Source organism: Lacinutrix sp. WUR7, assembly GCF_016864015.1.
In the GTDB taxonomy this organism is placed as follows: Bacteria; Bacteroidota; Bacteroidia; order Flavobacteriales; family Flavobacteriaceae; genus Oceanihabitans.
Map to the genome: position 1 here is coordinate 3,081,278 of NZ_CP045067.1, position 12,538 is coordinate 3,093,815.

Annotated in this window: 15 protein-coding genes; all 15 read left to right on the forward strand. The window is 31.9% G+C overall.

Annotated features, from left to right (window positions below; all coding sequences use genetic code 11):
- The 15 genes from FG167_RS13510 to FG167_RS13580 all read left to right on the forward strand — a co-directional run bounded on the left by FG167_RS13510 (position 1) and on the right by FG167_RS13580 (position 12,496).
- The gene (locus tag FG167_RS13510) at positions 1-813 is read left to right on the forward strand and encodes a prohibitin family protein (RefSeq protein ID WP_055444768.1); all 813 of its coding nucleotides are present in this window, start codon (positions 1-3) and stop codon (positions 811-813) included.
- A 261-nt stretch (positions 814-1,074) separates the two neighbouring features.
- Positions 1,075-1,932, forward strand: coding sequence for an ATP phosphoribosyltransferase (gene hisG / locus FG167_RS13515; protein ID WP_203458763.1), 858 nt, complete (start codon positions 1,075-1,077; stop codon positions 1,930-1,932).
- A 36-nt stretch (positions 1,933-1,968) separates the two neighbouring features.
- On the forward strand, positions 1,969-3,255 hold the full coding sequence (gene hisD / locus FG167_RS13520) for a histidinol dehydrogenase (protein WP_203458764.1): 1,287 nt from the start codon (positions 1,969-1,971) through the stop codon (positions 3,253-3,255).
- 45 nt (positions 3,256-3,300) lie between these two features.
- The gene (gene hisC / locus FG167_RS13525; RefSeq protein WP_203458765.1) at positions 3,301-4,338 is read left to right on the forward strand and encodes a histidinol-phosphate transaminase; all 1,038 of its coding nucleotides are present in this window, start codon (positions 3,301-3,303) and stop codon (positions 4,336-4,338) included.
- 28 nt (positions 4,339-4,366) lie between these two features.
- Entirely contained in the window at positions 4,367-5,506 is a 1,140-nt protein-coding gene (gene hisB, locus FG167_RS13530; RefSeq protein ID WP_203458766.1) for a bifunctional histidinol-phosphatase/imidazoleglycerol-phosphate dehydratase HisB, read from the forward strand.
- 67 nt (positions 5,507-5,573) lie between these two features.
- Positions 5,574-6,155, forward strand: a complete 582-nt coding sequence (hisH, locus tag FG167_RS13535) for an imidazole glycerol phosphate synthase subunit HisH (RefSeq protein WP_203458767.1) — start codon at positions 5,574-5,576, stop codon at positions 6,153-6,155.
- 83 nt (positions 6,156-6,238) lie between these two features.
- The gene (hisA, locus tag FG167_RS13540; RefSeq protein ID WP_203458768.1) at positions 6,239-6,967 is read left to right on the forward strand and encodes a 1-(5-phosphoribosyl)-5-[(5-phosphoribosylamino)methylideneamino]imidazole-4-carboxamide isomerase; all 729 of its coding nucleotides are present in this window, start codon (positions 6,239-6,241) and stop codon (positions 6,965-6,967) included.
- 1 nt (position 6,968) lies between these two features.
- Positions 6,969-7,724 (forward strand): imidazole glycerol phosphate synthase subunit HisF, encoded by a 756-nt coding sequence (hisF, locus tag FG167_RS13545; protein WP_203458769.1) that lies wholly within the window; start codon positions 6,969-6,971, stop codon positions 7,722-7,724.
- 85 nt (positions 7,725-7,809) lie between these two features.
- Positions 7,810-8,409 (forward strand): bifunctional phosphoribosyl-AMP cyclohydrolase/phosphoribosyl-ATP diphosphatase HisIE, encoded by a 600-nt coding sequence (hisIE, locus tag FG167_RS13550; RefSeq protein WP_203458770.1) that lies wholly within the window; start codon positions 7,810-7,812, stop codon positions 8,407-8,409.
- Positions 8,410-8,530: 121 nt separating this feature from the next.
- Positions 8,531-9,313 (forward strand): tRNA pseudouridine(38-40) synthase TruA, encoded by a 783-nt coding sequence (locus FG167_RS13555; protein ID WP_055444777.1) that lies wholly within the window; start codon positions 8,531-8,533, stop codon positions 9,311-9,313.
- A gap of 32 nt (positions 9,314-9,345) precedes the next feature.
- A complete protein-coding gene (gene corA / locus FG167_RS13560; protein WP_203458771.1) occupies positions 9,346-10,431 on the forward strand; it encodes a magnesium/cobalt transporter CorA in 1,086 nt (361 codons plus the stop codon).
- A 132-nt stretch (positions 10,432-10,563) separates the two neighbouring features.
- On the forward strand, positions 10,564-11,064 hold the full coding sequence (locus tag FG167_RS13565) for a Dps family protein (protein WP_203458772.1): 501 nt from the start codon (positions 10,564-10,566) through the stop codon (positions 11,062-11,064).
- 59 nt (positions 11,065-11,123) lie between these two features.
- Positions 11,124-12,029, forward strand: a complete 906-nt coding sequence (locus tag FG167_RS13570; protein ID WP_203458773.1) for a mechanosensitive ion channel family protein — start codon at positions 11,124-11,126, stop codon at positions 12,027-12,029.
- Positions 12,030-12,095: 66 nt separating this feature from the next.
- Positions 12,096-12,260 carry a DUF1328 domain-containing protein gene (locus FG167_RS13575; protein ID WP_083478323.1) on the forward strand — a complete coding sequence of 55 codons (165 nt, stop codon included), beginning with the start codon at positions 12,096-12,098 and terminating at the stop codon, positions 12,258-12,260.
- Between the two features lie 35 nt (positions 12,261-12,295).
- Positions 12,296-12,496 (forward strand): hypothetical protein, encoded by a 201-nt coding sequence (locus tag FG167_RS13580; RefSeq protein WP_203458774.1) that lies wholly within the window; start codon positions 12,296-12,298, stop codon positions 12,494-12,496.
- The last annotated feature ends 42 nt before the right edge of the window (positions 12,497-12,538 follow it).

Here is a 12,538-nt window from a genome sequence, read left to right on the forward strand (position 1 = left end):
ATGGATAAATTACCTAAAATTGCAGTGCCTTTTATAGTCGGACTTGTGTTCTTAATCATTTTAATTTCTAAATCCGCAGTGACGATTGGTCCAGGAGAAGGTGGTGTTTTATTTGAACGTTTTGGAGATGGTATTAATACCGAACACACGTATGGTGAAGGTTTTCATATTGTTGCACCTTGGAATGATATGTTAGTGCAAACGGTACGTCAGCAATCGGTTTCCGATGAAATGAATGTGCTTTCCGTTAATGGATTAGAAGTAAAGGTATTCGGAACTATATGGTACGAACCAGAATTTTCTAACCTTGGAAAATTAATTAAAACCAAAGGAGCAGATTACGAAAGAGAATTATTAGATCCTGCAATTAATGCTGCAGCAAGAAGTGTTGTTGGTAGATATACGCCAGAACAATTATATTCTAGTAAAAGAGATGTTATTGAACAAGAAATTTTAGAAGAAGTAACAACGCTTTTAGACGGACAGTTTTTAACAGTAAAAAGAGTTTTAGTAGAGGATGTAAAATTACCAGCAACTATTAAAGATGCTATTGAACGTAAACTAAAGCAAGAACAAGAGTCTTTAGAATATGAGTTTAGACTAGTTACAGCTTCAAAAGAAGCAGAGAAAGTAATTATTGATGCGAAAGGTAAAGCAGAGTCAAACCGTATTTTAAGTGCATCATTAACAGACAAAATTTTACAAGATAAAGGTATTGAAGCAACGGTTAAGTTGTCGGAATCACCTAACAGTAAAGTAATTATTATTGGTTCTGGAGATTCTGGAATGCCTATTATATTAGGAAATCAATAAATTATATATTTATTTTTAAGAATTTCATAAAAATGAAATTTTATTTTCAATAAATTAGGATATAAAAACTAATTTTTACAATATTTGCATATATAAAAACAGAAATGAACTTTATTCAATCACATCATCATCATTTTACTACTGGCAATCAAGCGAGCTAAAAGTGTATTGAATAAAACCAACATATTTTAAAAACCGTTTGAGCATCTCAAACGGTTTTTTTTATACCTATAGATTTACTCAAACACATTAAAAATTAAAATGAGTAAATTAAAAATTGCAATTCAAAAATCAGGAAGACTTAACGAAGATTCTCTTAAACTCCTTAAAGACATTGGTGTTTCTATTGATAATGGAAAAGATCAATTAAAAGCTTCTGCTAGAAATTTCCCATTAGAAGTATTTTATTTAAGAAATGGAGATATTCCACAATACCTAAAAGATGGTATTGTAGATGCTGCAATCATTGGAGAAAATGTACTTATTGAAAAAGGAGAAGGTATTCCTGTTGTAGAAAAACTAGGGTTTTCTACTTGTAAAGTGTCTATAGCCATACCAAAATCAGCATCTTACAAATCGATTCAAGATTTACAAGGAAAACGCATTGCAACCTCTTATCCAAATACTGTTAATCAATTTTTAAAGAAAAATAATGTAGATGCACAATTGCATATCATTAATGGTTCTGTAGAAATAGCACCAAATATTGGCTTAGCCGATGCTATTGTAGATATTGTTTCTAGCGGAAGTACGTTGTTTAAAAACGGTTTGAAAGAAGTAGAAGTGCTACTAAAATCGGAAGCAGTTCTTGCTGTTTCTCCTAAAATTTCAGAGGAAAATAAAAGCATTTTAAATAAGATTCAGTTTCGATTACAATCGGTTTTAAAAGGAAGACAAAACAAATATGTGTTGCTTAATGCACCCAATGATAAGATAAAAGAAATCATTAATATCCTTCCAGGAATGAATAGTCCATCCGTTTTACCACTAGCACGAACAGGTTGGAGTTCCATTCACTCAGTAATTAATAAAAATGAATTTTGGGAAGTAATTGATGAGCTGAAAGAAAATGGAGCCGAAGGTATTTTAGTTTGCCCAATTGAAAACATGGTGATTTAATTACTGGTTAATACAAAGACTTTAAGATAAATAGAAATGAAAACAATTGAAAATCCTAGTAAGCAAGATTGGCAAGCTATTATAGAAAGACCAACGCAAAAGGTTAGCGATATAGAGGCTACAGTTACTAAAATATTTACCGAAATATCTCAAGAAGGCGATAAGGTTATTGCAAAATACACCGAGAAATTTGATAATGTGGTACTAGATACTATGCAGGTTTCTGCTTTAGAAATTAAAGAAGCAGCTATTAAAGTGTCTGATAATTTAAAGGTAGCCATTGGTAAAGCAAAAGCAAATATTGAAAAATTTCATGCAGCTCAAAAAACCAATAAAGTAGAAGTAGAAACTACCAATGGTGTGCTTTGTTGGCAAGAAAAGCGTGCGATTCAAAAAATAGGATTATACATTCCTGGCGGAACAGCGCCTTTGTTTTCAACCGTTTTAATGTTAGCAGTTCCTGCCCAAATAGCAGGTTGTAAAGAAATTGTTTTATGTACACCTCCAAATAAAGAAGGTAAGATTGCAAATGAAATTTTATACGCAGCACAACTTTGTGGTGTTACTAAAATATGTAAAGTAGGAGGTATTCAAGCCATTGCTGGTTTAACTTTTGGAACTGAAAGTATTCCTAAAGTTTCTAAGATTTTCGGACCAGGAAATCAATACGTAACCGTTGCAAAACAATTGGCAACAAAGCATGGTATAGCAATTGATATGCCTGCAGGACCAAGTGAATTGTTAGTAATGGCAGATGCATCGGCAAATGCCGCTTATGTGGCTTCCGATTTGTTAAGTCAAGCAGAACATGGCGCAGATAGCCAAGTAATTTTAGTTTCGGATGCTAAAGATTTTATTTCAAATGTTTCCAATGAAATAGAAAAACAATTGCTAGAGTTACCAAGAAAAGAAATTGCTACCCAAGCATTACAAAATGCAAAAGCGATTTTAATTGAAAATGCAGATGAAGCATTAGATTTTGTTAATGAATATGCAGCAGAGCACCTTATTATTGCAACTAGAAATAACGATTTTTTCATCGATAATATTGCCAATGCAGGTTCTGTTTTTATAGGTAATTACACACCAGAAAGCGCAGGAGATTATGCTTCCGGAACCAACCATACTTTACCTACTAACGGATTTAGTAAAGCGTATTCCGGTGTGAATTTAGATAGCTTTTTAAAGAGTATCACCTTTCAAAAAATTAGTGAAAAAGGATTGCTAAATATTGGAAACACCATCGAGTTAATGGCAGAAGCCGAAGGTTTACAAGCACATAAAAATGCAGTTTCTATCCGATTAAAAGATTTAAAAAAATAGTATCGTCATGCAGCGCGAAGCGAAGAATCGACTAAGAATAAAGAAATGAAAAATAGTTTGAATATAAATAACCTGGTTAGGGAAAACATAAAAGCATTAAAAGCCTATTCGTCTGCAAGAGATGAATTTAAAGGTACTGCAGATGTGTTTTTAGATGCAAACGAGAATCCGTTTGGAGACTTAAATAGGTATCCAGACCCGCAACAAAAAGAGATTAAGCAAAAGTTGTCTACCATCAAAAAGGTAGAAGAAAATCAAATTTTTGTTGGTAATGGTAGTGACGAAGTTATTGATCTAGCGTTTCGTATTTTCTGTGAACCAGGAAAAGATAAGGTATTAACCTTTTCGCCAACGTACGGAATGTACGATGTGTCTGCAAATATTAATAATATCGAAGTTATAGAACAACCGCTAATTAACGATTTTCAAATTAGCCTTAATCAATTACAACCGTATTTAGATTTTGAAGAGCTGAAAATTATTTTTATTTGCTCTCCTAATAATCCAACAGGAAATAGTATTAATCCAGAGGATATAGAATATATTTTAGAAAATTTCAACGGTATAGTAATTGTTGATGAAGCCTATATCGATTTTAGTTCGCAAGCATCCTTCATTAAAAACATAGACAAATACAATAATCTAATTGTTAGTCAGACCTTTAGTAAAGCTTGGGGTTTAGCAGGTGTTAGAGTAGGAGTTGCCTATGCAAATGAAGCTATTATTAAACTTTATAATCGTGTAAAACCACCTTATAATGTGAGTACTTTAAATCAAGATGCAGTTTTAAAAAGCTTAAATAATGTAGAGGAAGTTCATCAAAATATTGATACCATTCTTTTAGAAAGAACAAAGTTAAAAGACGCCTTAAGTGCGCTTTCTATTGTGAAAAAAGTATATCCTACAGATGCCAATTTTTTGTTGGTAGAAGTGGATAATGCTAATAAAACGTATCAATATTTAATAGAAAAAAAAGTAATTATTAGAAATAGAAATACACAAGTCGAAAATTGTATTCGTATTACCGTTGGTACGAAGGAAGAGAATGAGAAGTTAATTAGCGCATTAAAGGATATTAATTAAAAGATTACCGCTTTCGCGGAAACTAAAGATGAAAAAAGTATTATTTATAGATAGAGACGGAACATTGGTATTAGAACCACCAGTAGATTATCAATTAGATAGTTTAGAGAAGTTAGAATTCTACCCAAAAGTATTTCAATATATGGCTAAAATAGCTTCAGAATTGGATTATGAATTGGTTATGGTAACCAATCAAGACGGATTAGGGACAGATTCTTTTCCAGAAGATACCTTTTGGCCTGCGCAAAACAAAGTAATAACTGCTTTTGAAAAGGAAGGTGTGCTTTTTTCTGAAATATGTATCGATAGAACTTTTTCACATGAAAATGCCGAAACTCGTAAGCCAAGAACGGGTTTACTAACCAAATATTTGGATAAAGAAAATTATGATTTAGAAAAATCTTTTGTGTTAGGAGACCGAATTACAGATATGGAATTGGCTAAAAACCTAGGTGCTAAAGGTATTTATTTGTCCGAAAATCCGAAATTAGGAGCAGATGAAATAGAAAGTTCCAAACAAGACATTTTAGATGCTATCGCTTTAACAAGTACCGATTGGAAAGAAATATATGAGTTTCTAAAATTGGAAGATCGTGTTCAAGAGATTACTAGAAATACAAACGAAACTAAAATTTACATTAAGCTAAATTTAGATGGCTCTGGTAAAAACGATATCGATACTGGTTTATCCTTTTTCGATCATATGTTAGATCAAATTGGTCGGCATGGCGCAATGGATTTAACTATTAAAGTGGATGGTGATTTAAATGTAGATGAACACCATACTATTGAAGATACTATGATTGCTTTGGGTGAATTATTTAATAAAGCATTAGGTAATAAATTGGGAATAGAACGTTATGGTTTTTGTTTGCCAATGGACGACTGTTTAGCACAGGTTGCTGTTGACTTTGGAGGTAGAAACTGGTTAGAATGGGAAGCAGATTTTAAACGTGAAAAAATAGGAGATATGCCAACCGAGATGTTTTTCCACTTGTTTAAATCGTTTACAGACGGTGCTAAATGTAACTTAAATATTAAAGCGGAAGGAACCAACGAACACCATAAAATTGAAGGTATTTTTAAAGCATTTGCGAAAGCGATGAAAATGGCAGTAAAACGCGATTCTAATAAAATGTTTTTACCATCTACAAAAGGAATGTTGTAAAATAACTTTTAGCCTTTAGATGTTAGCTATTCACTAACTTCTAAAAGCCGAAAGCAAAAGCCAAATAATGAAAATAGTTATTATAGATTACGGAGCAGGAAATATCAAAAGCATTCAGTTTGCTTTTAACCGATTGGGATTTGATGCGGTTCTATCGAATAATCCAGAAGAGATAAAAGCTGCAGATAAAATCATTTTTCCAGGAGTAGGAGAAGCGAGTAGTGCCATGAAAATGCTTGAAGAAAGTAAGTTAGATGTATTAATTCCGACATTAAAACAACCTGTTTTAGGAATTTGTTTAGGCATGCAATTACTTTGTAAATCCACTGAAGAAGGAAACACAAAAGGATTAGGGGTTTTTGATGTAGATGTAAAACGTTTTAATTCTAGTGTAAAAGTGCCACAAATGGGTTGGAATACGATACGTAATTTAAAATCTGATTTGTTTAAAAACATAAATGATAAAAGCTATATGTATCTTGTACATAGTTTTTATGCAGAAAATTGTAAAGAAAGTATTGCAACAACAGACTATGATGTAGTATATGCTTCCGCATTACAAAAAGATAATTTTTATGGTGTGCAATTTCACCCAGAAAAAAGTAGTGATGCAGGAGAACAATTATTAAAGAATTTTATAGCACTTTAATGTGTTTTATCCTGTTAGGTTTAAAAACCGGACAGGTATTTATATTAATTAAAAAGAGATTTCCACTTTTGTGGAAAATGCATATGAGAATAATACCAGCAATAGATATTATAGACGGAAAATGTGTTCGACTTACTAAAGGCGATTACAACACCAAAAAAATATACAATGAAAACCCTTTAGAGGTTGCCAAACAGTTTGAAGCAGCAGGAATTCAATATTTACATTTAGTAGATTTGGATGGCGCAAAAGCGAAACACATTGTAAACTATAAAGTATTAGAGCAAATAGCTTCTAAAACCAAATTAAAAATTGATTTTGGAGGTGGATTAAAAACAGATGAGGATTTACATATTGCTTTCAATTCTGGCGCAAAACAAATTACTGGCGGCAGTATTGCTGTGCAAGACACGAATACTTTTGACAACTGGATTTCTAAATATGGAGCACAAAAAATAATACTTGGTGCAGATTGTAGAAATGAAAAAATAGCCATTAGTGGCTGGATGGAAGAAAGCAATTTAGAAGTGATTCCTTTTATTCAAGGCTACCAGAAAAAGAACATTCAATATGTTATTTGTACAGATATTGCCAAAGATGGTATGCTAGAAGGTCCTTCTATAGAACTGTATAAAAAGATGCTTGAAAGCTGTTCTGCTAATAATCAAACTATTAAACTAATAGCATCAGGTGGTGTTACTACTATTGATGATATTAACTTGTTAGAAAAAATAGGGTGTGAGGCAGTTATAATTGGTAAAGCTTTATACGAAGGAAATATACGTTTAACCGATTTAGAAACGATCTACTAAAATGCTAGCAAAAAGAATCATTCCTTGTTTGGATATTAAAAACGGACGTACCGTAAAAGGTATTAATTTTGTTGGTTTACGAGATGCCGGAGATCCTGTTTTGCTTGCTAAAAAGTATGCGCTTCTTGGTGCAGATGAGTTGGTTTTATTAGACATTTCAGCAACATTAGAAGGTAGAAAAACGATGCTTGATTTGGTGCTAAAAGTAGCTGAACAAGTGAATATTCCGTTTACCGTTGGAGGTGGAATTTCTTCTATTGAAGATGTAGATGCACTTTTAAAATCTGGAGCAGATAAGGTTTCTATAAATTCTTCGGCAATTAAACGTCCAGAATTAATAAATGAATTGGCAAACAAATTCGGAAACCAATGTATTACCGTTGCAATTGATGCAAAACAGGTAGATGGAAATTGGATTGTGCATGTTGCTGGGGGAAGTATTCCTACGGAATTAGATTTATTTTCTTGGGCTAAAGAAGCGGAAGATCGTGGCGCCGGAGAAATACTTTTTACATCCATGAATAATGATGGAACTAAAAATGGCTTTGCTAACGAAGCATTGGCTACACTTTCTACAGAACTAAATATTCCTATAATCGCTTCTGGTGGCGCTGGAAATATGGCGCATTTTGTAGATGCTTTTCATATTGGAAAAGCAGATGCGGCTTTAGCAGCTAGTGTTTTTCATTTTTCTGAAATTGAAATAAAAGATTTAAAACAAGAATTAAAGAATAATAACATAGAAGTAAGATTATAAACTTGCTGTTACTTCGAGCGTAGTCGGGAGGTTTTGAGTAAAACATTAAGGTCTCGACTGCGCTCGACCAGACAAAAATTGAATTATGAATATAGATTTCAATAAAAATAACGACGGATTAGTACCTGCAATCATTCAAGATGCAACCACCAATAAAGTATTGATGTTAGGGTATATGAATGCGGAAGCCTTCAGTAAAACAAAAGATACAAAAAAGGTTACTTTTTTTAGCAGAACAAAAAAACGACTTTGGACCAAAGGAGAAGAAAGTGGTAATTTTCTAAACCTAGTAGATTATAAATTAGATTGTGATAATGACACTTTACTAATTCAAGTAAACCCAGTTGGACCAACCTGTCATAAAGGAACAGATACCTGTTGGAGTGAAGAGAATAAAGAAAGCTACGGTTTTATTTCTAAATTAGAAAACACTATTGAAAGCAGAGTGCAAGCTGGAGATTCTGAAAAATCGTATGTAGCTTCCTTATTTGCTTCAGGTATTAATAAAGTGGCTCAAAAAGTAGGAGAGGAAGCTGTAGAAGTGGTTATTGAAGCTATGGATAACAACGACGATTTATTTTTAAGTGAAAGTGCCGATTTACTATTTCATTATTTAATGTTGCTGCAAGCGAAAGGTTATAAATTAGAAGATGTAGTTTCGGTTTTAAAAACTAGAGAAAAATAATTCCATTAAAAAAGCCTCTGCTTTAAAGATTGGTGCGTTTCTATAAATATCATATCCTTTATAAAATTTTGTTAGATGTAATAAAATAGGTTACTTGCCGGCTTAAAGAGATTCTTAAAATATGTTTAACAAACGTTACTATTATCTAGTCAAAGTACAATATCTAGGCTATCGTTTTCATGGTTGGCAAAAACAGCCAAAATTGAAAACAGTGCATTTAATGATTGACAGAACTTTTAATTACATTTTAGAAGGCAAGCGTTTTAAAACCTTAGCTTCTGGTAGAACAGATGCTATGGTGTCTGCTAATGCTTCGGCTTTTGAGCTTTTTTTATATGAACCTATTGAAGATCAAGAAGCTTTTCTAGCACTCTTTAACCATAACTTACCTCAAGATATTCGCGCATTATCTATAGAAGAAGTTGATGCGGAATTCAATATTATTCAGCATTCTAAAACAAAAGAATATTTATACCTTTTTACATACGGAGAAAAATGCCATCCTTTTTGTGCGCCAATTTTAACTACTATTTTAGAGGATTTAGATATTGCAGCAATGGAAGAAGGAGCAACCCTATTTCAGGGCACGCATAACTTTAAAACCTACTGTTATAAAGCGACAAACGAAGGTTTATACACTAGAGAAGTTAGTACTTGTGAGTTGGTTGAGAATACCGTTTTTAGTGCGAATTTCTTCCCAGAAAAAACATACATGCTTCGTGTAAAAGGAAAAGGATTTGGTAGAAATCAAATTAGATTAATGATGGGAGCACTTATAAAATTAGGAAGAGGAGAAATTACTTTAGATTATATTAGGGCAACATTACTACCAGAAAGTACAGAAGTGATGGACTATATTGCTCCAGCTTCGGGATTAGTATTAAATAACATAGAATTTGAATAAACTTTAGTATTTTTATAGTAATTAAAAACTACATGGCTCAAAAAAACCGCAAAACAACTAAGCGTAAAAAAACGTATAAAACGGTAAATTCAGTTCCTGGAACTGTTTCTTACGTAGGTGAAAAACAATCTATTGAAACTAAAATTGATATTGTAAATTATAATAAAGATGCTTGTGACTTTAGAATTTCTAATAATGTAGAAGATGCTTTTCATTTTAAAGGGCAGGAACATGTTACTTGGATTAATATTAATGGTTTAAACAATACTGCCGAAATTGAAAAATTAGGTCAGCATTATAATCTACATCCTTTAGTTCTTGAAGATATTGTGACTACAAACCAAAGAGCTAAATTAGAAGAGTATGAAGGTTACCTTTTTATTGTTTTTAAAATGCTACACTTTAAAACCGAAGATGAAATAGTTTACGAGCACATGAGTATGGTTATTGGAGAAAACTATGTACTTACTTTTCAAGAAGCAGATGGTGATGTGTTTGATGATTTAAGAGATAGAATTAGAAATGCCAAAGGAAGAGTACGAAATGCCAAAGCTGATTATTTAATGTACACCATTTTAGATGCTGTGGTAGATAATTACTTTACGGTTATTGAAGCCGAAGGGGATAAGATTGAAGATTTAGAAGAAACCCTTTTTATTCAAGAATCTAGCTCTAATACAACCACTACAAGCATTCAAAACCAAAAGCGTGAAATACTAAAAATACGAAGAACCGTTTTTCCGTTTCGTGAAGTAGTAAACAAATTGGAAAAATCGGAAATCGATTTTATAGAAGATAAAACCAAAAACTATCTTCGTAATTTATATGATCACATGATACAAGTAAACGAAAGTATCGACTTGTATCGTGAAATGATTTGGGGACTTATGGATCTCTACATGACCAACATTAGTAATAAGATGAACGAGGTCATGAAAGTGCTAACTATTATAGCAACTATATTTATTCCGCTAACATTTATTGCAGGAATTTATGGCATGAATTTTACCAATATGCCAGAGCTTTCTAATCCGTATGGCTATTATATAGTTTGGGCAGTAATGATTGTTATACTCATAATTATGTTAATTTATTTTAGAAAAAAGAAGTGGCTTTAACATAATTTATGTTAAAAAAATCTTAAAACAGTTAAAACCTGTTAAAGGACTTGACAAAAGTGAGATTTCGCATAGTTTATATAGTGTTCGAACAAAACAAACTGTTTAAAACATTAAAATCAAAATATAATTATGAGTTATTTGAATATGCAAGATGAGAAATTATTACCTGTAGTTGTAGAACTAAATACACTACTTGCAGATTACCACATTTATTACCAAAAACTAAGAAATTTTCACTGGAATATTTTAGGAGAAAACTTCTTTGATCTTCACAATAAATTTGAAGAACTATACAAAGATGCACAACTAAAGATTGATGAAATAGCAGAACGTATTCTTACGTTAAGATTTCATCCAATGAGTAAATACAGCAATTATTTGAAAATTTCAGCTGTTGAAGAAGCTAAATCCTTAAAATCGGATACCTATATGGTTTCCGAAATTATTAAAGATCATAAAATAATACTAGCGCAAATGTCTAAAGTTATTCATAAAGCAGAAGAAGCTTCAGACGAAGGTACCATAGATCTTATTGGTGCTTACATACGAGATTTAGAAAAAGCAAGCTGGATGTTAGATGCTTGGACCAAAAAGACTTCCGATAAGTTACAGAGTGTTACCGTTGATTAAGTTTTTAGTAGTTACTAAAACAAAATCAATGTATAGAAACACTTAAAACTTATTGAAAAATGAAAACACAATTAGAAACCGCTTTTAATTTACTAACAGAAAAATTACAAGGTTGGCTAAATGCTTTTATCGAAATTTTACCAAATTTAGCAATTGCAATTACCGTACTTTTTGCATCGTATTTTACCGCAAAATATGTGAATAAGCTAGTGATAAAACTAGTATCCAAAAAAGTAGAACAAAAATCTATCACAAACATAGTTGCTAGAATTGCAACAGTAATAGTGGTGTCTACAGGAATATTTGTAGCCTTAGGCATTTTAAATTTAAGTAAAACATTAACTACGCTAATTACTGGAGCAGGAGTAATAGGTCTTGTTGTTGGTTTAGCTTTACAAGGCACATTATCTAACACTATTGCAGGTATTATCTTATCCTTTAGAAAAAAAATACAGATAGGAAACTGGGTAGAAACCAATGGTTTTTCTGGGGAAGTAATGGATATTAACCTAAAAGGATTTGTTATAAAGGAAGCAGATAACAATTTAGTTATTATTCCTAATAAAGACATATTAGAAAAACCTTTAAAAAATTATTCGCTGACTACCAGAATGCGTGTCATGTTGGAGTGTGGTGTTGGTTATGAGTCTGATTTAGATTTAGTAGAATCGCTTACCAAACAAACCATTGCCAATACGTTTAGCCAGGTAAAGGAAGCTAATGAAGTAGAATTTTATTACACAGAATTTGGCGGAAGTTCTATTAACTATCTATGTAGATTCTGGATAGACTCTGAAAATGCATTAGAAAGACTTAAATCTAAAAGTAAAGCCATTATAGAAATCAGAAAGGCTTACGATAAAGAAAACATCAATATTCCTTTTCCTATTAGAACATTGCAATTTGACAATAAATTAGCATTGCAGAAATCAGGAACACTTCAGGAAGAATTCTCTAATAACTAGAGTTGGAGTATACTTAGAATACACAAAGTATAGTCTATTACATTAAAATTTTAAAACCTTAAAGATATGTTACGTTGGACAATCACATTCATAATAATTGCATTTATTGCTGGAGTATTAGGCTTTAGCGGTATTGCAGGAGCTTCTGCTGGAATAGCCAAAATACTATTCTTTGTATTTATAGTATTATTTATTCTATCTCTTATTAGAGATGTAATAAGAAAAGTATAAAAACCAAAATTAATAACTATCAAAACCATAAAATCATGAAAAAAATAATAATAGTATTGGTACTTTTATTTTCCATTTCAACAGTATTTACAAGCTGTAGAGAAGAAAAGAAAACGCCAACAGAAAAAATAGAAGAAGCTGTAGAAAATACAGGTGATGCCATTGAAGATGCTGCAGATGATGTAGGTGATGAAATGGAAGATATTAAAGAGGAAATAGAAGATAAAGTGGAGTAATATTTCTGAAGAATATCCAATAAAGTTTAACCATTAAAATTT